Annotated in this window: 19 protein-coding genes; 3 read left to right on the top strand and 16 right to left on the bottom strand. The window is 65.5% G+C overall.

All coding sequences use genetic code 11. The annotated features are described in order from the left end of the window. Positions 1-16: 16 nt before the first annotated feature. The 16 genes from BCEP18194_RS13900 to BCEP18194_RS13825 all read right to left on the bottom strand — a co-directional run bounded on the left by BCEP18194_RS13900 (position 17) and on the right by BCEP18194_RS13825 (position 21,123). Positions 17-1,321, bottom strand: coding sequence for an MFS family transporter (locus BCEP18194_RS13900; RefSeq protein ID WP_011351908.1), 1,305 nt, complete (start codon positions 1,319-1,321; stop codon positions 17-19). A gap of 232 nt (positions 1,322-1,553) precedes the next feature. Continuing rightward, positions 1,554-3,233, bottom strand: coding sequence for a SpoVR family protein (locus BCEP18194_RS13895; protein ID WP_011351907.1), 1,680 nt, complete (start codon positions 3,231-3,233; stop codon positions 1,554-1,556). Then, positions 3,230-4,498 carry a YeaH/YhbH family protein gene (locus tag BCEP18194_RS13890; RefSeq protein ID WP_011351906.1) on the bottom strand — a complete coding sequence of 423 codons (1,269 nt, stop codon included), beginning with the start codon at positions 4,496-4,498 and terminating at the stop codon, positions 3,230-3,232. The genes BCEP18194_RS13895 and BCEP18194_RS13890 overlap by 4 nt, the downstream gene beginning before the upstream one ends. Before the next feature lie 125 nt (positions 4,499-4,623). Further along, positions 4,624-6,546: a PrkA family serine protein kinase gene (locus BCEP18194_RS13885; RefSeq protein ID WP_011351905.1), complete on the bottom strand. Its 1,923-nt coding sequence runs from the start codon at positions 6,544-6,546 to the stop codon at positions 4,624-4,626. Between the two features lie 552 nt (positions 6,547-7,098). Continuing rightward, entirely contained in the window at positions 7,099-8,865 is a 1,767-nt protein-coding gene (locus BCEP18194_RS13880) for a methyl-accepting chemotaxis protein (RefSeq protein ID WP_041493063.1), read from the bottom strand. Between the two features lie 278 nt (positions 8,866-9,143). Then, positions 9,144-10,073, bottom strand: a complete 930-nt coding sequence (rbsK, locus tag BCEP18194_RS13875) for a ribokinase (RefSeq protein WP_011351903.1) — start codon at positions 10,071-10,073, stop codon at positions 9,144-9,146. Next, the gene (locus tag BCEP18194_RS13870; protein WP_011351902.1) at positions 10,070-11,101 is read right to left on the bottom strand and encodes a LacI family DNA-binding transcriptional regulator; all 1,032 of its coding nucleotides are present in this window, start codon (positions 11,099-11,101) and stop codon (positions 10,070-10,072) included. Before BCEP18194_RS13870 ends, rbsK begins: the two co-directional genes overlap by 4 nt. Before the next feature lie 35 nt (positions 11,102-11,136). Further along, positions 11,137-12,156 carry an ABC transporter permease gene (locus BCEP18194_RS13865; protein ID WP_011351901.1) on the bottom strand — a complete coding sequence of 340 codons (1,020 nt, stop codon included), beginning with the start codon at positions 12,154-12,156 and terminating at the stop codon, positions 11,137-11,139. Then, the gene (locus tag BCEP18194_RS13860; protein WP_011351900.1) at positions 12,153-13,766 is read right to left on the bottom strand and encodes a sugar ABC transporter ATP-binding protein; all 1,614 of its coding nucleotides are present in this window, start codon (positions 13,764-13,766) and stop codon (positions 12,153-12,155) included. The genes BCEP18194_RS13865 and BCEP18194_RS13860 overlap by 4 nt, the downstream gene beginning before the upstream one ends. Before the next feature lie 145 nt (positions 13,767-13,911). Further along, positions 13,912-14,862 carry a sugar ABC transporter substrate-binding protein gene (locus tag BCEP18194_RS13855; protein WP_011351899.1) on the bottom strand — a complete coding sequence of 317 codons (951 nt, stop codon included), beginning with the start codon at positions 14,860-14,862 and terminating at the stop codon, positions 13,912-13,914. Positions 14,863-15,139: 277 nt separating this feature from the next. After that, a complete protein-coding gene (locus BCEP18194_RS13850) occupies positions 15,140-15,526 on the bottom strand; it encodes a DUF805 domain-containing protein (protein WP_011351898.1) in 387 nt (128 codons plus the stop codon). A gap of 513 nt (positions 15,527-16,039) precedes the next feature. Further along, entirely contained in the window at positions 16,040-16,966 is a 927-nt protein-coding gene (locus BCEP18194_RS13845; protein WP_011351897.1) for a CysB family HTH-type transcriptional regulator, read from the bottom strand. 75 nt (positions 16,967-17,041) lie between these two features. Continuing rightward, positions 17,042-18,100: a sulfate/molybdate ABC transporter ATP-binding protein gene (locus BCEP18194_RS13840; RefSeq protein WP_011351896.1), complete on the bottom strand. Its 1,059-nt coding sequence runs from the start codon at positions 18,098-18,100 to the stop codon at positions 17,042-17,044. Positions 18,101-18,113: 13 nt separating this feature from the next. Then, on the bottom strand, positions 18,114-19,064 hold the full coding sequence (gene cysW / locus BCEP18194_RS13835; protein WP_011351895.1) for a sulfate ABC transporter permease subunit CysW: 951 nt from the start codon (positions 19,062-19,064) through the stop codon (positions 18,114-18,116). Then, positions 19,061-19,963 carry a sulfate ABC transporter permease subunit CysT gene (gene cysT / locus BCEP18194_RS13830; protein ID WP_011351894.1) on the bottom strand — a complete coding sequence of 301 codons (903 nt, stop codon included), beginning with the start codon at positions 19,961-19,963 and terminating at the stop codon, positions 19,061-19,063. The genes cysW and cysT overlap by 4 nt, the downstream gene beginning before the upstream one ends. 122 nt (positions 19,964-20,085) lie before the next feature. Beyond that, positions 20,086-21,123, bottom strand: a complete 1,038-nt coding sequence (locus BCEP18194_RS13825; RefSeq protein ID WP_011351893.1) for a sulfate ABC transporter substrate-binding protein — start codon at positions 21,121-21,123, stop codon at positions 20,086-20,088. Between the two features lie 264 nt (positions 21,124-21,387). Here BCEP18194_RS13825 and lexA point away from each other — a divergent pair, with 264 nt between their 5' ends. Genes lexA through BCEP18194_RS13810 form a run of 3 tightly spaced genes read left to right on the top strand, consistent with a single transcriptional unit; the run spans position 21,388 to position 23,146 of the window. Beyond that, complete coding sequence (gene lexA, locus BCEP18194_RS13820) at positions 21,388-22,035, top strand: transcriptional repressor LexA (RefSeq protein ID WP_006754655.1); 648 nt, start codon at positions 21,388-21,390, stop codon at positions 22,033-22,035. A 26-nt stretch (positions 22,036-22,061) separates the two neighbouring features. Further along, complete coding sequence (locus BCEP18194_RS13815) at positions 22,062-22,397, top strand: hypothetical protein (RefSeq protein ID WP_011351892.1); 336 nt, start codon at positions 22,062-22,064, stop codon at positions 22,395-22,397. 29 nt (positions 22,398-22,426) lie between these two features. Next, the gene (locus tag BCEP18194_RS13810; protein WP_011351891.1) at positions 22,427-23,146 is read left to right on the top strand and encodes a DUF2939 domain-containing protein; all 720 of its coding nucleotides are present in this window, start codon (positions 22,427-22,429) and stop codon (positions 23,144-23,146) included. Positions 23,147-23,149 lie beyond the last annotated feature (3 nt).

Genomic DNA, 23,149 nt, shown 5'->3' with positions numbered 1-23,149 from the left:
CACACTGCGCAGCCGATCACGGCTCGTGACGCAGATACCCTTCCTTGCTCGGATCGCGCATCCGCCACGACACGATCAGCGAGATCGCGCACAGCACGGTCACGTACCAGTAGAAGGTTTCCTCGCTGCCGACCGACTTGAACCACAGCGCGACGTACTCGGCCGAACCGCCGAAGATCGCGTTCGCGACCGCATACGACAGGCCGACGCCCATCGCGCGCACTTCCGGCGGGAACATCTCGGCCTTGATCAGGCCGCTGATCGACGTGTAGAAGCTGACGATCGCGAGCGCGACGGTAATCAGCACGAATGCGGCCACCGGGCTCGTCACGTCCTTCAGTGCATGCATCAGCGGCACCGTGCCGATCACCGCGAACGAACCGAACAGGATCATCGACGTGCGGCGGCCGATCCGGTCGGACAGCGCGCCGAACACCGGCTGCATCAGCATGTAGACGAGCAGCGCGACGGTCATCACGTTGCTGGCCGTCTTCGCATGCATGCCGGCCGTGTTCACGAGGTACTTCTGCATGTACGTCGTGAACGTGTAGAAGATCAGCGAGCCGCCGGCCGTGAAGCCGACCACCGTGAAGAACGCGCCCTTGTGCTGCCACACGCCGCGGATCGTGCCCGCGTCTTTCTTGTCGCGCGATGCGGTCGTCGACGTCTCGTCGAGCGACTTGCGCAGGTACAGCGAGATCAGCGCGGCCGCCGCGCCGACCACGAACGGAATGCGCCAGCCCCACGCCTTCAGTTCGTCGGCCGACAGCGTCTGCTGCAGGATCACGAGCACGAGCAGCGCGCACAGCTGGCCGCCGATCAGCGTCACGTACTGGAACGACGCGAAGAAGCCGCGGCGGCCCTTCAGCGCCACCTCGCTCATGTAGGTCGCGCTCGTGCCGTATTCGCCGCCCACCGACAGCCCCTGGAACAGCCGCGCGACCAGCAGCAGCGCCGGTGCGAGCGCGCCGATCTGCGCATAGGTCGGCAGCACCGCGATCACGAGCGAGCCGCCGCACATCATCAGCACGGAGATCATCATCGCGTTGCGGCGGCCGTGGCGGTCCGCGATGCGGCCGAACAGCCAGCCGCCGATCGGACGCATCAGGAAGCCGGCCGCGAACACACCCGCCGTGTTCAGCAGCTGCGTCGTGGTGTTGCCGCTCGGGAAGAATGCCGGCGCGAAGTACAGCGCGCAGAACGAGTAGATGTAGAAGTCGAACCACTCGACGAGGTTGCCCGACGAGGCGCCGACGATGGCGAACACGCGCCGCCGGGTGTCATGCGCGGACAGCGCAGCTTGGTCGGTCTGGACGTCCATGGATTGGTCAGTTCCTTTTAGTGCTTTCTGGGCGAGACGGCGGGGGCCGCCGCGTACGATCACACGTGGCACCGGTTCCGGCGCACGGCGCTACGGGATTTTAGCGAAATGTAAAGTAACAGGCTCTCCGGGTTCGTCCGGATGTAGAAAATTTTTCTCTCGCCATGCGTTCGTCATATGAAAACGCCAGCCGCAAGGCTGGCGTTCGATGCAAACTTTCCGCGGGCGATGTTCAGATCCTCACCTCCGGCGGCACGTAGCGGCACTCGTACCGCTTGCGCACGGTGCCGGCCTCGTCGACGCTTTCCAGGAACACGTCGAACTGCCAGAGCCGCGCCATGTGCTTGAGCACCTCGTCGCTGTCGTTCGACAGGTGGCGGTTGTCGGTCATGAAGTGGCGCAGCGTGAGACTGCGGTCGCCGCGCGTGTTCACTGCCCACACCTGGATGTTGGGCTCGCGGTGATGGATGTCGTACTGCCTCGACAGCGCCTGCCGCACGTACTGGTAGCCCGAATCGTCGTGGATCGCCGATACCTCCAGCGAATCGCGCATGTCGTCGTCGAGCACCGAGAAGAGCCGCATGTCGCGGATCAGGCTCGGCGACAGGTACTGCGCGATGAAGCTCTCGTCCTTGAAGTTGCGCATCGCGTAGTGCATCGCCGGCAGCCACGGGGTGCCCGCGATCTCCGGAAACCACTTGTAGTCTTCTTCCGTCGGCGCTTCGCAGATCCGCCGGATGTCGCTCATCATCGAGAAGCCGAGCGCATACGGATTGATCCCGCTGTAGTACGGCTTCGTGACGGGCGGCTGGTAGACCACGTTGCTGTGCGAGTGCAGGAACTCCATCATGAAGCCGTCTTCCAGCTTCCCCTGGTTGTACAGCGTGTTCAGCAACGTGTAGTGCCAGAACGTCGCCCAGCCTTCGTTCATCACCTGCGTCTGCCGCTGCGGGTAGAAATACTGGCCGATCTTGCGCACGATGCGGATCACTTCCCGCTCCCACGGTTCGAGCAGCGGCGCATTCTTCTCCGCGAAATACAGCAGGTTCTCCTGCGGCTCGGGCGGATAGCGGTCTTCCTGCTCTTCCATCAGCTCGGGCTTCTTGCCCGGCAGCGTGCGCCACAGCTCGTTCACCTGCGACTGCAGGTACGCCTCGCGCTCGCGCCGCAACGCGGATTCCTTCGACAGCGAAGGCTTCTGCGGCCGCTTGTAGCGGTCGACGCCGTAGTTCATCAGCGCATGGCACGAATCGAGCAGTTCCTCGACGCGATCGAGGCCGTAGCGCTCCTCGCATTCGGCGACGTAGTTCTTCGCGTACACGAGATAGTCGATGATCGCGTGCGCGTCGGTCCACAGCCGGAACAGGTAGTTGCCCTTGAAGAACGAGTTGTGCCCGTACGCCGCGTGCGCGATGACGAGCGCCTGCATCGTCATCGTGTTCTCTTCCATCAGGTACGCGATGCAGGGGTTCGAGTTGATGACGATTTCGTACGCGAGCCCCATCTGGCCGCGACGGTAGCTCTTCTCGGTCGACAGGAAGTGCTTGCCGAACGACCAGTGACGGTAGTTGACGGGCATCCCGACCGACGCGTACGCGTCCATCATCTGCTCGGCGCTGATCAGTTCGAGCTGGATCGGGTAGATGTCGAGCTCGTATTGTTCGGCGACCTGCGAGATGTGCGTGTCGTATTCCTCGAGCAGTTCGAACGTCCAGTCGGACGGGCACGGCAGCGGCTTGCGTTCGGCAACGTTCATACGCGCTTCCTTTTGCCCTCGGCCGGGCAAGTCGGCGGCCGGCGGCGGTGGTTCGGCCTGCCCGCGTTGCTGCGATGCGGCAGGGCCGGCCGTGTCGTCGCCGGAAGGGCGCGGCGCATAGCCGCGCGACTCGTTGTGCAGATGGCGGGTCGTCATGACATTTCCACCTGCTTTTCGAACAATTCGCGAAACACCGGGTAGATGTCGGCAGCCGATTCCACTTTTTTCATCGCGAGATGCGGCTGCGACAAGGCCAGTTGCGCGTATTCCAGCCACAGGTTCTGCTCTTCCGGCGCGACCTGGATATACGCGAAGTAACGCGTCTTCGTGAGGATATCCTCTTCCAGGATTTTGCGACACTTGGGCGAATCGTCGGTCCAGTTGTCGCCGTCGGACGCCTGCGCGCCGTAGATGTTCCATTCGGTCGGCGAGTAGCGCTCGTTCATCACCTTGCGCATCAGCTCGAGCGCACTCGACACCACCGTGCCGCCGCTCTCGGTCGAATGGAAGAAGGTGTCTTCGTCGACTTCCTCGGCACGCGTGTGGTGACGGATGAACACGACCTCGATGCGCTCGTAGTTCCGTTTGAGGAACAGGTACAGCAGGATGAAGAAGCGCTTCGACAGATCCTTGCGCTGCTCGTCCATCGAGCCCGACACGTCCATCAGGCAGAACATCACGGCCTGGCTCGACGGTTGCGGCTGCTTCACGCGGTTGATGTAGCGCAGGTCGAACGGATCGATGAACGGAATCCGCCAGATGCGCCCCTTCAGGTGATGGATCTCGGCCTCGAGCACCGCGATCTCCGCGCGCCGGTCTTCCGGATCGCTCTTCATCGCCTCGAGCTGCGCCTCGAGTTCGCGCAGCTCGTTGACGAGCGGCGAGCCGAGCGCGATGCGACGCCCGAGCGCGCTGCGCAGCGAACGCACGACGTCGATGTTGTTCGGCGTGCCTTCCGCCGACCAGCCCGCGCGCACGTTCTTCCAGCTCGGCACCGTCAGCAGGTGCGTCTTCACGAGGCGCGGCAGTTCGAGATCGTCGAAGAAGTACTGCATGAACTCGTCACGCGACAACTCGAACACGAAGTCGTCCTGCCCTTCGCCCTCGTTGCTCGCCTGACTGCCTCCCCCGCCCGAGCCACCCTGCGGACGCGGGATCTTGTCGCCGCGCACGTAGTCCTCGTTGCCGGGGTGCACGTATTCACGACGTCCGCCAGGGCCGTGCCGAAAATTCGGCTCCGCGATGTCCTTGCGCGGGATCGTGATGCTTTGCGTGCTTTGGATATCCTTGATGCTACGGTCGCGCACCGCGTCGGACACGGCACGACGAATGTAGTTCTTGACGCGACGCAGAAAGCGTTCGCGGTTGGCGATACTCTTGTTCTTGCCGGCCAGCCTGCGGTCGATGATTTGATGAAGCACTCCCGGTCTCCCGCTCGAAAGTCGATATGCCGGGACGCTCGCCGCACATGCCGTCTCCCGTCATGCGGGCGGCGTCTCTGAAAACACCCGTACGGCGACGCCGTACGGGCGCGGTACCGCGCGCGTCATGACGACTTGCGCACGCGCAGGTACCAGTCGCAAAGCAGCCTCACCTGCTTCGGCGTATAGCCCTTCGCGACCATCCGGTTCACAAAGTCCTCATGCTTGCGCTGCTCCTCCGCCGAACCCTTGGCGTTGAACGAAATCACCGGCAACAGTTCCTCGGTGTTCGAGAACATCTTCTTCTCGATCACGACGCGCAACTTCTCGTAGCTCGTCCACACGGGGTTCTTGCCGGCATTCGCCGCCCGTGCACGCAACACGAAGTTCACGATCTCGTTGCGGTAATCCTTCGGATTACTGATGCCGGCCGGCTTCTCGATCTTCTCCAGCTCCGCGTTCAGTGCGGCGCGGTCGAAGCTCTCGCCCGTATCGTGATCGCGGAATTCCTGGTCCTGGATCCAGAAGTCCGCATACGTGACGTAGCGGTCGAAGATGTTCTGGCCATACTCCGAATACGATTCGAGGTAGGCCGTCTGGATCTCCTTGCCGATGAATTCCGCGTAGCGCGACGCGAGCACGTCCTTCACGAAGGACAGGTACTTCTGCTCGGTTTCCGGCGGGAACTGCTCGCGTTCGATCTGCTGTTCGAGCACGTACATCAGGTGCACGGGGTTGGCCGCCACCTCGCTCGAATCGAAGTTGAACACGCGCGACAGGATCTTGAACGCGAAGCGTGTCGACACGCCCGTCATCCCTTCGTCCACGCCCGCGTAATCGCGGTACTCCTGGTACGACTTCGCCTTCGGATCGGTGTCCTTGAGGTTTTCGCCGTCATACACCTGCATCTTCGAGAACAGGCTCGAATTCTCCGGCTCGTGCAGGCGCGACAGCACCGAGAACTGCGACATCATCTTCAGCGTGCCCGGCGCGCAGACGGCCTCGGCCAGCGACGAGTTGCGGATCAGCTTCTCGTAGATCTTGGTCTCTTCCGACACGCGCAGGCAGTACGGCACCTTCACGACGAAGATCCGGTCGAGCAGTGCCTCGTTGTTGCGGTTGTTGCGGAACGCCTTCCACTCCGACTCGTTCGAGTGCGCGAGGATGATCCCGTCGAACGGAATCGCGCCGAAGCCCTCGGTACCCTTGAAGTTGCCTTCCTGCGTGGCGGTGAGCAGCGGGTGCAACACCTTGATCGGCGCCTTGAACATTTCGACGAACTCGAGCAGGCCCTGGTTCGCCAGGCACAGGCCACCCGAGTAGCTGTACGCGTCGGCATCGTCCTGCGCATACTGTTCGAGCTTGCGGATATCGACCTTGCCGACCAGCGACGAGATGTCCTGGTTGTTCTCGTCACCCGGTTCCGTCTTCGCGATGCCGACCTGCCGCAGGATCGACGGATAGCGGCGCACCACGCGGAACTGGCGGATGTCGCCGTTGTATTCGTGCAGCCGCTTGACGGCCCACGGACTCAGGATGTTCTTCAGGTAGCGGCGCGGAATGCCGTACTGTTCCTCGAGGATCGGGCCGTCTTCGTCGTAGTCGAACAGCCCGAGCGGCGATTCGTTGACGGGCGAACCCTTCAGCGAATAGAACGGCACGCGCTCCATCAGTTGCTTCAGACGCTCGGCGATCGACGACTTGCCGCCGCCCACCGGGCCAAGCAGATAGAGGATCTGCTTCTTCTCTTCGAGCCCTTGCGCAGCGTGGCGGAAGTAGGCGACCACCTGCTCGATCACCTCCTCCATTCCGTAGAACTCACGGAATGCGGGATAGACCTTGATGACCTTGTTCGCAAAGATCCGCGACAGGCGCGGGTCGTTGCGGGTATCGATGTGTTCAGGTTCCCCGATTGCTTCCAGCATGCGTTCACCAGCCGTCGCGTACGCGGATGGATCGTTCTTGCAGAGCGCGAGATACTCCTCCAGCGAGAGCTCTTCCTCTCGCGTTTTTTCGAAGCGGTTCGCGAAGCTGCTGTAAATATCCATGCTACCTCCCTCGCCTGAGTCTGAAGACGTGCCTGCCTTCGTACGACTGCGCAGAAGCAAGCGCGTTCGAATTCATCCTAAACCCTTTCTTATTTTTTTTCACGAACTCTTCGTATGAAGTTCGTCATTCTCGACAACACCGCTTGGACAACACATTTCGTCGTTTTACAATCGATCTCCCGAGCCGCAGAAACTGCATCCGGCGCGTCTCGTCGAACGACGGAACGTCTTGTGTGTTGGACACATCCGACGTCGTCACTTCTCCCCTTCATCCCTATACGTTCGAGCGGTCGTTTTCGACGACACGTTGCGCGCGCCGTTACAAATTTTTTTCGCAGTGCCCTTACGGAGATACCCGTACGACGGATGCGGGAACTTCACATGCACCTGTGTGCGCATGCGTCGATGCAGGTCACACGATGCAGGCGACGATGCGCGATCGTCATTCATGCATGTCGCCTGTCACATTTTTTCCAACGCAGAAACGACGACGCCCGCATGTCGCGGGCGTCGTTCGTCACCAAATGGGGATAGATGCGCGGCGCGCGCGGATCAGAAGGTTTCCCAGTCGTCCGAGTCAGCAGTAGCGGCCGTTTGCACCGGTGCAGCGGAAGCAGCGACGGGTTTGCGCACCGGCGCCGCTGCGGCCACGCGTCTCGGCGGTGCATCGCGCTCGTCGCGCGCAGCGGCCTGGACGGGCACCGCAACCGCTGCGGCGGGCGCACGCGGTGCGTGACGCACCGCAACCGGAGCCGCGGCACCCGGGCGGGCCGTGTCTTCGTTGAGCTGGAATACCGCTGCCGTTTCACGCAGGCGCCCGGCCTGTTCGTCGAGCGATTGCGCGGCAGCCGCGGCTTCCTCGACGAGCGCCGCATTCTGCTGCGTGACTTCGTCCATCTGCGCGACCGCGCGCGCCACCTGGTCGATCCCGCCGCTCTGCTCCTCGGACGCCGCCGCGATCTCGCCCATGATGTCGGTCACGCGCTGCACCGCACCGATCACGTCGCTCATCGTGCGCCCTGCTTCGTCGACCAGCGTGGAACCCGACCGGATGCGCTCCACCGACGCGTCGATCAGCACCTTGATCTCCTTGGCCGCGGTCGACGAACGCTGGGCCAGGCTGCGCACCTCGCCCGCGACGACCGCGAAACCGCGGCCTTCCTCGCCTGCCCGTGCAGCTTCGACTGCTGCATTCAGCGCAAGAATGTTGGTCTGGAATGCGATTCCTTCGATGATCGCAATGATGTCCGCGATCTTTGCCGAGCTGTCGTTGATCTCGCCCATCGTGCCGACCACCTGGCCGACTACCGTATTGCCCTTGTTTGCAATCTCCGACGCATTCGCGGCCAGCGAACTCGCCTGGCGTGCATTGTCCGCGTTCTGTTTCACGGTGCCGGTCAGCTGCTCCATGCTCGACGCGGTTTCCTGCAGCGCCGCGGCCTGTTCCTCGGTGCGCGACGACAGGTCGATGTTGCCGGCGGCAATCTGGCGTGCCGCGGTCGCGATCGACTCGCTGCCGCCGCGCACGGTGCGCACCGTGTCGACGAGCCCGCGCTGCATCTTGCCGAGGCCTTCGAGAAGCTGGCCCATCTCGTCATGGCGATCCACGACGATCGGCCGGCGCAGGTCGCCGGCGGCAATGGCGTCGAAATGCGCGAGCGCGTCGGCAATCGGGCGGCCGATCGCGCGGCTCAGCGTCAGCCACGACACGACCGCGGCGCCAAGGCCGGCCAACAACGCGACGATCGCCAGCACGCGCAGCGTGTCGTATGCCGATTCCGCATGATCGAAGCCGGCTTGCGCATCGGTGAACTGAAAGTTGCGCAGCGCCTCGCTCGCCGTCGCAAGGTCGTTGTAGCGCGCCTGGAGCTGCTTCGCGCCTTCGCCGATCCGGTCGGCCTGATTCGCGCCGACCACGCTCGCGAACGCGTCGCACTCGTGCTGCAGCGCCTGCCGCTTCGCGGCGACGTCCTGGGCAAGCCGGTCTTCCTCCGGGCCGCGTGGCAACGCAAGGTACTTCTGCCACCAGGTGTCGGACTGCGCGCGCATCGCGCGGCTTCGCTCGACGGCGGCTGCCGCGTCCGGCGTGCTGGCCAGGAGCGCCGCACGGTCGAGCGCCAGGCGTTCGCGTGCGGCGTAGATCTCGGCCACCGACACGTCGACCGCGCTCGGCATCTGGTTCGTGAAAATATCGCGCGTCGTATCGTTCGCGCGCGTCATGCCGTACACGCCGAGCCCGCCTATCACAGCCAGGAGCACCGCCAGAAACGCCATCGTAAAACCGATGCGCGCACGAATCGTCAGGTTTTTGAACACCATCATCCTTCCTGTGTTGCGTCGTGATGGACGGGACAGGCCCGTCGCTTCGAAGCATTGCTTCACCCGGTGCATTTACGACCATGCACCGCACAACTTGATGGTGTTTCCGCTATTTTTTCGAATTATTCGTCTGTTTATTACAAACAGCTGAATGAAAAATGCGCGCTTCAGCGTGTCCTGGAAGCGAGGTGATGGGAGGTGCTCCGCTGCCGGCGAGCGTCGCAGATACGCGGCCGGCCGTCGTTGGCGACGAACCAGCCGCGACGCGTGATCCAGCCCTATTCGGTCAGTTCGGCAAGCGTTGGAATTGACGGCTGCGCGCCCGCGCGCGTGACCGACAGGGCCGCTGCGCGTTGCGCGAAGCGGATGGCCGTGTCGACATCCGCGCCGGCCGCGAGGCGCGCGGAAAAACCGCCGATGAAGGTATCGCCGGCCGCCGTCGTGTCGACGGCCTGCACGGCCGGCGCCGGATAATGCCGTGCCGCGCCATCGGCCGTCAGCGCAAGCACGCCGCGCGCGCCCAGCGTCACCAGCACATTGCATGCGCCGCCGGCCTGCAGCACGCGTGCGGCGGCTTCCGCCTCTGCCGGATCGCGTACCGGCAGCGCGGTCAGCGCGGCCGCCTCGACCTCGTTCGGGATCAGGTAATCGACGAGCGGCAGCCAGCCGTCCGGCAGTGGTGCGACGGCCGGGGCCGGATTGAGCACCACAGTGCGGCCGAGCCGACGTCCGGCCGACAGCGCCGCGAACACGGCCTCCGGCGGCGTCTCGAGCTGGCAGATCAGCACATCGGCCGACGCCAGTGCGGCTTCGTGCCGTGCGACCGTCTCGGTCGTGACCTCGCCATTGCCGCCCGCGACGATCACGATCGCGTTCTGGCTCGCATCGTCGACGACGATCAGCGCGACGCCGGTCGACGCCGACGCGCTCGTCGCGAGCCCCGCGCAGTCGATCCCCTCGGCTTCGAGGCTCGCGCGCAGCGCCGCGCCGTGTGCATCCGCGCCGACGCAGCCGATCATCGCGACCTGCGCGCCGAGCCGTGCGGCCGCGACGGCCTGGTTGCCGCCCTTGCCGCCCGCCGCCTGCGCGAACGCATGACCGGCGAGCGTTTCGCCCGGCAGCGGCAGACGCGGCGCGCGCACGACCAGATCCATGTTGAGGCTGCCGACCACCGTCACGCGGCCGGTGTGTGCTGCGGGCGCCGTCATGCGCGACCGCCCGATGCCGGCGGCTCGCGGTAGATCGCCGTCGATTCGCGCAGCACGAGGCGCGGCGACACGACGCGACGGCGGCTCGGCACGGCGGTCGAGCCGCCGCCGATCCGCTCGATCAGCGTCTGCGCGGCCATTTCGCCGAGCGCGCGCACCGATTGGCCGACCGTCGACAGCGCCGGATACGTGTAGCGGGAGAATTCAATGTCGTCGAACCCGATGATCGAACAGTCGTCGGGCACGCGCATGCCGCGCTCGGCCGCCGCGCGCAACGCGCCGACGCCCATCAAGTCGTTGCCCGCGAAGATCGCGCTCGGCCGCACCGATTCGAACAGCCGCGACGCCGCGTGATAACCGCCGAGGCACGAGAAGTCGCTTTCCGCGATCGCGCCCGGCACGATGTCGACCCCGCGCTCGGCCATCGCACGGATGAAGCCGTGCACGCGCATTGCGCTGACCGCCGTGTCGGTCGGCCCCGTGATGCAGCCGATCTTCGCATGCCCGAGCTCGAGCAGATGGCGCGTCGCCAGGTACGCACCGCGCTCGTGGTCGATCTGCACGAGGTCGGCCGCGAGCCCCTCGATGTTGCGGTCGACGACGACGAGCGGTGCGTGGATATCCGCGAGCGTCTGCGCGAGCACCGCATCCTCGCCGGCCGATGCCACGATCAGCCCGTCGATACGCTTTTCCTGCAGCACGCGCAGGTAGTTGCGCTGCTTGACGGGATCGTCGTCCGAGTTGCAGAAGAACACGCAATAGCCATTGGCCGCGCACTGATCCTCAATGCCGCGCGCAAGCTCCGCGAAGTACGGATTCGTGCTGTTCGGCACGACGAGGCCGATCGTCGCCGTCGCACGCGCCTTCAGCGAGCGCGCCACGGCCGACGGCACGTAATTCAGCTCGCGGATTGCGCCCTCGACCTTCGCACGCACATCCGCGGACACCGGCCGCGAATTGTTCACCACGTGCGAGACGGTCGTAAACGACACGCCCGCCATGGCCGCCACATCCTTGATCGTCGCCATTTCCCGTTTCTCTCTGGTCTGTTCTGTCTGTCTTTCTACCGCACGCGTGTGCGCCGGCTGCGATACGTATCGAGCACGACCGCCACCACGATCACCGCGCCGGTGATGATCCGTTTCGTCGGCTCGTTCGCGCCGATCTGCGCCAGCCCCGCGGCCAGCACGGAGATGATCAACACGCCGAAGAACGTGCTGATCACCGAGCCGCGCCCGCCCATCAGGCTCGTGCCGCCAATCACGACGGCGGCGATCACCTGCAGTTCGAGGCCGACGCCCGCATTCGGGTCGGCCGCCTCGAGCCGCGAAATCTGGAACAGCGACGCAAGACCTGCGAGTGCGCCCATCGATGCGAATACGAGAATTTTATACGGCCTCGGGTTAACCCCCGCAAGTCGGACGGCTTCTTCGTTCGTGCCGATCCCGACGAGATAGCGTCCGAACACGGTCCGTGTCAGCACGAACTGGGCCGCGATCATCACCGCGACCGCGATCAGGAATGCCGGCGAGATGCCGAGCGCGATCGGGTTCGACAGGAAATCGAACGCGTCGCCGATGTAGGCCGTGCGCGAATTCGTCAGCTGGTACGCGAGGCCGCGCGCGGCCTCCAGCACGCCGAGCGACACGATGAACGACGGGATCCGCCAGCCGACCGTGACCGCGCCCGTCAGCGCGCCCGTCATGGTCGCGACCGCGATGCCGATCAGCGCGGCCGGCAGCGGCCCCCACTGCCATTTCAGCGCGGCGACGCTGACCATCGACGCGGCGAGCGCGAGTACCGAGCCGACCGACAGGTCGATCCCGGCGATGATCAGCACGAAGGTCATCCCGACCGACATCACGACGAGATCGGGGATCTGGTTCGCGATCGTGCTGAACGTGTCGTAGGTCAGGAAGTGCGAGCTCAGCACCGAAAACAGCGCAATCATCGCTGCGAGCGCGCCGGCGAGCCCGAGGTAGTTCGACAGGCCGAGCCGCGTGCCGGACAGCGTGCGCGCGCGGCGCCCCGTCACGTCCTGCTGCGCGCCTGCGTCGGTCGGGGTTACGGGAGGCTGGGTCATTGCGGTCGTCCTGTCGTCGAAGTGCCCGGAGCGGCGCCTGGCGCCTGCCCCGCGTCCGGATGCTGCGCGCCGCCCGGCGGCGTCTCGCGGCCGAAGCCGGCGAACGCCGCGGCCAGCAGCGCATCCTGGGTCCAGTTGCCGCGCTCGAACACGGCGGTCATGCGGCCGGCCGACATCACGCCGATCCGGTCGCAGATCAGCATCAGCTCGCGCAGGTCGCTCGACACGACGACGAGTGCGCGGCCTTCGCGCGCGAGCGCGCCCATCAAAGTGTAGATCTCGAACTTTGCGCCGACGTCGATCCCGCGCGTCGGCTCGTCGAACAGCAGCACGCCCATGTCGCGCGCGAGCCAGCGGCCGATCACGACCTTCTGCTGGTTGCCGCCCGACAGCTCGCCGACCGCCTGCGTCGCGCCGTGCGTGCGGATCCGCAGCGCGTCGATCTGCTGCTCGGCGAGCGCCGTTTCGCGCGCACCGTCGACGATCCCGCCGCGCGCGAGCCGGTCGAGCTGGCCGAGCGACACGTTCGCGGCGATCGACTGCGTCAGCAGCAGCCCCTCGCCCTTGCGATCCTCGGTGATCAGCGCGATGCCCAGCTTCACCGCATCGACGGGCGAACCGATTCGCGCCGGCTTCAGCGGCTGGCCGACCGCGATCGTCCCCGCATCCGGCGTATCGGCGCCGTATATCAGCCTCAGCAGCTCGGTGCGTCCCGCGCCGATCAGCCCGGAGATGCCGAAAATCTCGCCCGCGCGCACTTCGAGCGACACGTCGCGCACCGCCGCCCCGCGGCTGAGGCCCGAGACGACGAGCCGCGGCGCGCCAAAATGGCGCTCGCCCAGATCGATGTGCTCGCCGACCTCGCGCCCGACCATCAGCGTGACGAGCCCGTCGGATGTCGTCGCCGCCATGTCGCCCGCATGAACGAGCCGGCCATCGCGCAACACCGCGACGCGTTCGGCGACGCGCGCGAGCTCCTCGAGCCGGTGCGAGATGTAGACGATCGCGACGCCGCGCGCCTTCAGCCGGTCGATCTGCTCGAACAGCAGCTCGACTTCACGCGCGGTCAGCATCGCGGTGGGTTCGTCGAGAATCAGCACGCGGCAGTCGCCGATCAGGTTGCGCGCGATCTCGACCATCTGCTGGTGGCCGATGCCGAGCGCGCCTACCGGCGTATCGGGATCGACCGTGTCGAGCCCGACCTGCGCCATCGCGGCCCGCGCATCGTCGCGCAGCCGCGCGCGATCGATGATCCCGAAACGTCGCGGCAGGCGGTTCAGGAACAGGTTTTCGGCAACCGTCAGGGTCGGCAGCAGGTTCAGTTCCTGCATCACCATGCGCACGCCGAGCGCCTCGGCCTGCGTGCGGCTCGCCGGTGCATAGGGCTGGCCGCCGAGCAGCATCGTCCCGGCAGTCGGTTCGACGAGCCCGCCGATGATCTTCGACAGCGTGCTCTTGCCGGCGCCGTTCTCGCCCGTCAACGCAAGCGCGTGGCCCGCCTCGAGCGTCAGCGTGACGTCGGCGAGCACGGGTTCGGCATAGGTCTTGCCGATGCCGGATACGGACAGCACGGGAGTGGCTGCGCGGGAGGGTTGGAAAGTCGGGTCCATCGCGATCCTGGTTGCGGCCGCGCGCACGCGGCGCGCGGGTGTGACGCTCACAAGTGCATGTGCATGCAGTGGCCGTGATCGCGCTCACCCCGGATAACGGCCGCCGCGCCCAATTCTTGAGGGCGGCGGCCGCATCGGGGCCGCGTCACTTCGTCACGAGATCCACCGGCGTCTCGACCACGCCCGACATGTCGGCCTGCTTGCGATGCTCGGCGATCGCCTTGAGTGCCGTGTCGATACCGAACACGGCCTGCTTCGCCGCGTACTGATCGGCGGTCGCGAGCACGCGGCCGTCCTTCAGCATCGGCTTGATCGCATTGATGTTGTCGTAGCCGACCACGAGCACCTTGCCCTGCTTGCCGGCCGCGCGCACGGCCGACACGGCGCCGATCGCCATGTTGTCGTTGCCGCACAGCAGCGCCTTCAGGTTCGGATATTCGTTGAGCATCGCGGCAGCGACCGCATTGCCCTTGTCGATCTCCCATTCGCCGGACTGCACCGACACGACCTTCATCCCGCCCGCCTTCATCGCGTCCTGGAAGCCGGCCGTGCGCTGCTGCGCATTGGTCGTCGTCGACACGCCTTCGACGATGCCAACCTGGTCGCCCGCCTTCAGCCGCTTCGCGAGGTAATCGCCGATCTTGCGCGCGCCCTTGCGGTTGTCCGGGCCGACGAACGGCACGTTCAGGTTCTTCGACTTCAGCACGTCGGGATCGAGCCGGTTGTCGATGTTCACGACGATGATGCCCGCGTCGACCGCCTTCTTCACGACCGGCACGAGCGCCTTCGAATCGGCCGGCGCGAGCACGATCGCGTCGACCTTCGACACGATCATCTGCTCGACGATGCGAATCTGGTTCGCGGTGTCGGTCTCGTCCTTGATGCCGTTGGTGATCAGGTCGAACTGACCCGCGTTGTGTTTCTGGTATTCCTTCGCGCCCGTTTCCATCGTCAGGAAGAACTCGTTGGCGAGCGACTTCATCACGAGCGCGACCTTCGGCTTGCCCGCCGATTGCGCGTGGACGGCCGGTGCGGCGGCAACCGCGACGGCGGCGAGCGCGGCGGTCAGGAAGCGACGGCGAAAGAGGACATTCATACACATCTCCTGGCGACTGGCCCCAAGGGCCGGACTATAGTTTGACTGTTGTTTTAATGTGAGCAAACGTTTGCGCCACACTACCCGGACAATGGCCATCGATGCTGCTGTCGGTACCACGGAATGGAAGCGAGGCAGACGGCCGACTGCCTGGCGCGTGCTGTCGTATACGCGCCGCCGCCGGCGGGACGCCGGCGGAGTGAAGGCTATGCTGTACCGATTCGTGCCGGCGCGCAACCTGTCTGATCAATATTTAAGGGTTTATTCGGAGCGCATATCACGCCGGGTCCTGCGGCGCCGGTTCGTCCTCTTCGGCCGAAGGCGGCTCGCCGAATCGGTTGGCATGCGGCGTGCCGGCGATGAAGCCGTTCATCACGAACAGCGCGAGCGCGCCGACGATCGGCACGAACAGCAGCAGCATCCACCATCCCGACTTGTCGATGTCGTGCAGCCGCTTCACGCCGACCGCAATCGACGACCACACCGCGACGACCGCAATGACGACGAGCACCAGCATCGCCAGCAGCGGCAGATCGTCCTCCGGCGTGCCGCGGGAACCCGCATCGACAATCGCGCTGAGCACCGTGGAAACCAGCGCGTAGATCCACCACGGCAGGCGCCCGATCCGGCCTTCGAAGGAAAAGAGAAACCATTTCAGATTCATTGCTTACCTCTTCGTCACGCGTGTTGCGTCCTGCGCGATATGTCTCCGAGTGTGTCGGGACCGACAATCCGCGTGCATGGTTTTGTGAAGGTGGCCGGGTTGCCGGCTTCGCTTTCCGCCACTCGTCCCAGTGTTGCGCGCTGCGTCGCTGGTGCGATCCGGTCAGTCACGATGGCGACCAAGGGACGGCTCGAACGCACGTCACCCGGCATTCACGCGCATTGAATCACATTTGCCAGCCGATAGATCGCTCGCTATGGCAGATGGCCGAATCCGAAACGAGGTGCTCAGGCGTGCCGTTTTGGTCTTGTCGTTGTGTTGGCAAGCAAATGCCTGTCGTTCGCCGCGGGCGGCGAAGAATCGGACGGGAAACCGCGATGGCGGTCGATGATTCGGTGAATCGAATGATCAAGGCGGCGGCAGATCGCCTGCTGCCGCCGCATGCATGACAACCCGCGCAGGTACGTCGCGCCCTCCTCGGTGATTACGCGAAGGGCGCACGACGCGCTGCCGTCAAACGGCTTCGCGCAACATCCCCGCGATTTCCGCTTCGTTCAGGTGCGGCGCGAACATCTCGATCAGCCGGTATGCATACGCGCGCAGGAACGCTCCCTTGCGCAGCCCGACCCGCGTCGTACTCGCCTCGAACAGGTGCTGCGTATCGAGCGCGACGAGGCCCGTGTCGCGCTGCGGATCGTAGGCCATCGCCGCGACCACGCCGATCCCCATTCCGAGCTCGACATACGTCTTGATCACGTCCGCGTCGATTGCGGTCAGCACGACGTCGGGCACGGCGCCCGCCTGCGTGAACGCCTGGTCGATATGCGAGCGGCCCGTGAAATCCTGGTCGTACGTGATGATCGGGTACTCGGCGATTTCCTCGAGCGTCAGGTTCTCGCGGCCGACGAGCGGATGGCCCTTCGGCACGACGACCGTGTGATGCCACGAATAGCACGGGAACGTGACGATGTCCGGATAGCGGTCGAGCGCCTCGGTCGAGATGCCGAGATCGGCCTCGCCGTTCAGGATCATCTGCGCGATCTGCTGCGGGCTGCCCTGGCGCAGCGCGAGATGCACCTTCGGGAACACGTCGGTGAACTGGCGGATCACCTTCGGCAGCGCGTAGCGCGCCTGCGTGTGCGTCGTCGCGACGACGAGGTGGCCGCTGTCCTGGTCGGCGAACTGGCGCGCGACGCGGCGCAGGTTCTCGGCGTCGAGCAGCATCCGCTCGATCAGCTGGTGCACGGCCTTGCCGGGCTCCGTGAGCCCCGTCAGCCGCTTGCCGCGCCGGATGAAGATGTCGACGCCCAGCTCATCCTCGAGATCCTTGATCTGCTTCGACACGCCCGACTGCGACGTGTACAGCACGTTCGCGACTTCCGTCAGGTTCATGTTCTGGCGCACCGCTTCGCGCACGAACCGCAATTGCTGAAAATTCATGGGTATGCCTCTTAGGCTGTCGTTGTTTGATTATTGAATCGGAGCTGTTTCCGCCCCCTGCCCTGCATTCTGGCGTTAACGCGCGGGGAACACCCTCACGGCACGCGGCACGGCGGTCGCGCCATCCCCGACCTGCAGCGACAGCGCACGCCACGCATCGCGATCGAGTTCCGCCTCGAGCGCACCGCCCGCACGCGCCTCGAGCTCCACGCGCACCGACCCGCCGAGCGGAATCACGCGGCGCACGTCCACCGCAATGCCGTCGCGGTGCCCTTCTCCCACCGGCCACAGCTGCAGGTCGTGCGGGCGCACATAGGCGTTCGCCGGGCCGGCGAAATCGGCGTCGACCTCGATCGGCGCGGCTGCTCCCTCGGCGACGAAGCCACGCCCGGCGACCGTGCCCGGCAGCCGGTTCGCCGCGCCGAGGAACTCGTAGACGAACGCGCTCTGCGGATGATCGTAGACGTCCTGCGGGCTGCCGACCTGCTCGACGTGGCCGCGATTCAGCACGACGATGCGATCCGCAACCTCCAGCGCCTCCTCCTGGTCGTGCGTGACGAAGATCGTCGAGATGTGCAGGTCGTCGTGCAGACGACGCAGCCAGCCGCGCAGTTCCTTGCGGACCTTCGCGTCGAGCGCGCCGAACGGCTCGTCGAGCAGCAGCACCTTCGGCTCGACCGCGAGCGCGCGGGCGAGCGCGATGCGCTGGCGCTGGCCGCCCGACAGCTCGGACGGATAGCGCTGCGCGAGCCAGTCGAGCTGCACGAGCTTCAGCAACTCGTGCACCTTGTCGCGAATCGCGCTTTCCGACGGCCGCTCGCGGCGCGGCTTCACGCGCAGCCCGAACGCGACGTTCTCGAAGACCGTCATGTGGCGGAACAATGCGTAGTGCTGGAACACGAAACCGACCTGGCGGTCGCGCGCGCCGACCGACGCGACGTCGAGCCCCTGCAGCACGACCTGGCCCGCATCCGCGTGCTCGAGGCCCGCGATCACGCGCAGCAGCGTGGTCTTGCCGCAGCCGGACGGCCCGAGCAGCGCGACCAGCTCGCCGGGCGGGAAGTCGAGCGATACGTTGTCGAGCGCCGTGAAATCGCCGAAGCGCTTCTGAAGGTTACGGACGGTGATACCCATTCTGGTTGCCTCTTTACGATTTCGACGAAACGGCGGCGACGGGGCCGGCATGTGCGGGAACGGTGTCGCGCGCGCCGGCCAGTTCGGCGGCGAGATGGCGCTCGGCGAGCAGCTTCAGCGCGAGCGTGACGAGCGCGAGCAGTGCCAGCACCGACGCCACCGCGAAGGCCGCCGCGAAGTTGTATTCGTTGTACAGGATCTCGACGTGCAGCGGCATCGTGTCGGTCTGGCCGCGGATGTGGCCGGACACGACCGACACCGCGCCGAACTCGCCCATTGCGCGCGCATTACACAGAATCACGCCGTACAGCAGGCCCCACTTCACGTTCGGCAGCGTCACGCGGCGGAAGATCTGCCAGCCCGATGCACCGAGCACGCGCGCGGCCTCTTCCTCGTCCGTGCCTTGCGCCTGCATCAGCGGAATCAGCTCGCGCGCAACGAACGGGAACGTGACGAAGATCGTCGCGAGCACGATGCCCGGCACCGCGAAGATGATCTGCACGTCGTGATCCTGCAGCCACGGCCCGAGCCAGCCCTGCGCACCGAACAGCAGCACGTACACGAGGCCCGAGATCACCGGCGACACCGAGAACGGCAGGTCGATCAGCGTCGTCAGCAGCGCCTTGCCGCGGAATTCGAATTTCGCGATCGCCCACGATGCGCACACGCCGAACACGAGGTTCAGCGGCACGGCGATCGCGGCGACGGTCAGCGTCAGCTTGATCGCCGACCACGCATCGGGATCGGCCAGCGATTCGAGATAGAAACCGACGCCCTTTCTCAGCGCCTCGACGAACACCGCGGCGAGCGGCACGACGAGGAAGAACGCGAGGAACGCCAGCGCGATGCCCGTGAGCAGCCAGCGCACGACGCGCGACTCGCTGACGGGGTCGAGCCGCTTCGCGGCACGCCCTTGCGCGGCCGGCGACGGGGTTTTCAGCACGACGGTGGCCTCCTGGCTCATTGCTGGCCTCCTGCCGGGATGGCGGTGACGGCGGTGACGGTGGCGGGCGCGGGACCGCTCGCGCCCTTGCTCGTGCGGCGCTGCAGATACCACTGCAGCGTGTTGATCAGCAGCAGCATCAGGAACGACACGACGAGCATCACGACCGCCAGCGCAGTCGCGCCCGCATAGTCGTACTGCTCAAGCTTCGTGATGATGAGCAGCGACGTGATCTCGGATTTCATCGGCACGTTGCCGGCGATGAAGATCACCGAGCCGTATTCCCCGAGCGCGCGCGCGAACGCGAGTGCGAACCCTGTGAGGAGCGCCGGCAGCACGGCCGGCAGGACGACACGGCGGAACGTCAGCCAGCGCGACGCGCCGAGGCACGCGGCGGCCTCTTCCTGCTCGCGCTCGAAATCCTCGAGCACCGGCTGCACCGTGCGCACGACGAACGGCAGCCCGATGAAGGTCAGCGCGACCAGCACGCCGGCCGGCGTGAACGCGATCTTGATGCCGAGCGGCGCGAGATACTGGCCGACCCAGCCGTTGGTCGCGTAAACGGCCGCGAGCGAAATGCCGGCGACCGACGTCGGGAGTGCAAACGGCAGGTCGACGATCGCATCGACGAGCCGCTTGAACGGGAACGTGTAGCGCACGAGCACCCACGCGACGAGAAAGCCGAACACGGCGTTGATCAGCGCGCCGCCGAGGGCGGAAAGGAACGTCAGCCGGTACGACGCGAGCACGCGCGGCGACGTGACGGCGGTGACGAACTGATCCCACGACAGCGTCGCGGTCTTCAGGAACGTGGCGGCGAGCGGTATCAGCACCACGAGGCTCAAATAGGCCACCGTGATGCCTAGCGTCACGCCGAAACCGGGCAGCGCGCTCGGCTTTCGAAAGGTGTACGTCGTCATCGGATGCTCTTGCTGGGTCGATGCTGCTCATGGGTCCGACGCAAACGCCGGCGCAGTGAATCGCGCCGGCGGGCCGTCGGGGATGCGGCGCGCTGTCGTGGCGCGCCGCTGTCGTTATGGCGTTACTGCGGCTTGTAGATCGAATCGAACACGCCGCCGTCCGCGAAATGCGTCTTCTGCGCATTCGTCCAGCCGCCGAAGGTATCGTCGACCGTGTACAGCTTCAGCTTCGGGAACTGCTTCGTCAGCTCCGCCGGCACGTTTTTCGAGCGCGGCCGGTAGTAGTTGCGCGCCGCGATCTCCTGGCCCTGCGGGCTGTACAGGAAGTTCAGGTAGGCATCGGCCAGCTTGCGCGTACCCTTCTTGTCGACCACCTTGTCCACCACCGCGACGGGCGGCTCGGCCAGGATGCTCACCGACGGCACGACGATCTCGAACTTGTCGGTACCGAATTCCTTGACCGACAGGAATGCCTCGTTTTCCCAGGCGATCAGCACGTCGCCAATCCCGCGCTGCACGAAGCTCGTGGTCGCGCCGCGCGCGCCCGAATCGAGCACGCCTGCGTTCTTGTAGAGCTTCGTGACGAATTCCTTCGCCGTCTGCTCGTTGCCGCCCGGCTTGTGCACCGCGTATGCCCATGCGGCCAGGTAGTTCCAGCGCGCGCCGCCCGACGTCTTCGGATTCGGCGTGACGATCGAGATGCCCGGCTTGGTCAGGTCGTCCCAGTCCTTGATCCCCTTCGGATTGCCCTTGCGCACCAGGAACACGATCGTCGACGTGTACGGCGACGCGTTGTCGGGCAGGCGCTTCTGCCAGTCCTTGTTGACGAGCCCCTTGTTCGCGAGCGCGTCGATGTCGTACGCCAGCGCCAGCGTGACGACGTCGGCCTGCAGGCCGTCGAGCACCGAGCGCGCCTGCGCGCCCGAACCGCCGTGCGACTGCTTGAAGTTGACGGTCTCGCCCGTCTTCGCCTTCCACTCCTTGCCAAACGCCTGGTTGAAGTCCTGATACAGCTCGCGCGTCGGGTCGTACGACACGTTCAGGAAGGTCGTATCGGCCTGCGCGTGCGTCGCGACGCCCAGCGCCGCCGCCGCGCCCAGCGCGAGTGTTGCGATCAGGCGGCCCACTCCGCCCACCAGCCCCGTGTTGCGCTTGCCCATCCTTGGTTCTCCAGTGTTGTCGGTATTGCGATGTCGGGCCAGTCTAACGAACGGGTTACATGATTAAAAATAATCGTTCCTCATTTTTTAATACTCAAAAGTGCTAACGCAGACGGAATGGACGGTTGCGGCAGATAAACCGGCGTCAGGACGTCGCGAAATCGCGCCGGAACCGGCGTGATCGCGTCGAACCTCACGTAACACTTGAAATTCCCGAACTACTGTATAAAAATACAGCTCACTGTCTATCCATACAGTTAAGCCATGACCAAACTCACCGCCCGTCAGCAGCAAGTTTTCGACTTGATCCGTCGCGCGATCGAGCGCTCCGGATTCCCGCCCACCCGTGCCGAGATCGCGGCCGAACTGGGCTTCAGCTCGCCGAATGCGGCCGAGGAGCACCTGCGTGCGCTCGCACGCAAAGGTGTGATCGAGCTGGCCGCCGGCGCGTCGCGCGGTATCCGCCTGCTCGGCATCGACGACGCCCCGCACCAGTTCACGCTGCCGCACGCCGGCCTGATGCAGCTGTCGCTGCCCCTCGTCGGCCGCGTGGCAGCCGGTAGCCCGATCCTCGCGCAGGAGCACATCTCGCAGCATTACGCGTGCGATCCCGCGCTGTTCACCAGCAAGCCCGACTACCTGCTGAAAGTGCGCGGCCTGTCGATGCGCGACGCCGGCATCCTCGACGGCGACCTCCTCGCCGTGCAGAAGCGCACGGAAGCGAAGGACGGCCAGATCATCGTTGCGCGTCTCGGCGACGACGTCACGGTCAAGCGCCTGATGCGCCGGCCCGGCGGCCTCGAGCTGATCGCGGAGAACCCGGATTACGAAAACATCTTCGTCAAGGCCGGCAGCGCGGAATTCGCGCTGGAAGGCATCGCCGTCGGGCTGATCCGCTCGGGCGAACTCTGACATTCCGTCTCGCTGAGGAGAACATCATGGAACGCCTTGCCCGTCTGCTGCCTTTCCGTCAATTCGGTCGCCTGCGTCATCTGCGCGGCCGCACGCCCTGCGCACCGCTGTCCGCGGCGGCGCCTGTGCAAGAAGAAGTCGCAGTCGAACGGCAGGCGTCCCTGCTGCCGTCGGCGCTGCCCGCTTTCGCGCGGGTATCGCTGAACGCCGGCCTGAATCACGCCGAACCCGCGCGCCGCGCGCCGGTGCGCGTCTATCACGGCCGTTCGCGCCTGATCATGGTCGGCACGATCGACGCCGTGTGCCGGATGATCGATCACTGCATCGCAGAGGAACGATCGGCCACGCCAGGCGGTCTCTGATTGCGGAACATCCCCGCACCGGAGGCAACGTGACCGGATCTTCGGGCCGCAAATGGCGGCTCAAGCCCCTGTTGATCGTCGTGCTGGCCGTCGCCATCATTGCGGCGATCGGTTATGCCTACGCGTCGCCGTACGTCGCGCTCGGTCGCCTGAAATCGGCGATCGATGCGCGCGATGCGCAGGCGATCAGTGAATATGTCGATTTCCCGTCGCTGCGCATCAGCCTGAAGCAGCAGGTCACGGAAGAGTTGATGCGCCGGATCGACGCGGTGAAGAAGAACAATCCGTTCGCGGTGATCGGCGCATTGATCGGGTCCGCACTGATCGGCCCGCTGGTCGATGCGTACGCCACCCCGGAGGGCGTAGCCGCGCTGATGAGCGGCTTGCCGCCGCGTGGCAATCCGGGCGAGCGTCCACCTGAATGGTCGAATCTGCCGCCAGGCAGCAATGCCCCGGGCAACACGCCGGCCGCACCCGCTGCCAATCCGGCTCCGGCAAGCGCGGCCGCTTCGGGCAGCAACACGGCCACCGCGGCTGCATCATCGCAACCACCCGCCGCTGCCGCACCGGCCAGTGCGGTCGATGCAACGCATGCGCCGCACCAGCAGCAAACCAGTGCCGGCTACCGGAATATCGATGAATTCGTCGTGACCTACCAGCGCAGTGCCGACGGCACGCGCTATGCGGCGATCTTCCACCGCTTCGGCCTGTTCTCGTGGAAGTTGTCCGCGATCGACCTGCACGCTTGACAT

This window comes from Burkholderia lata, assembly GCF_000012945.1.
Classification (GTDB): domain Bacteria; phylum Pseudomonadota; class Gammaproteobacteria; order Burkholderiales; family Burkholderiaceae; genus Burkholderia; species Burkholderia lata.
The sequence above is the reverse complement of the archived record's forward strand: the minus strand, read 5'-3'. Positions and strand labels throughout refer to the sequence as shown.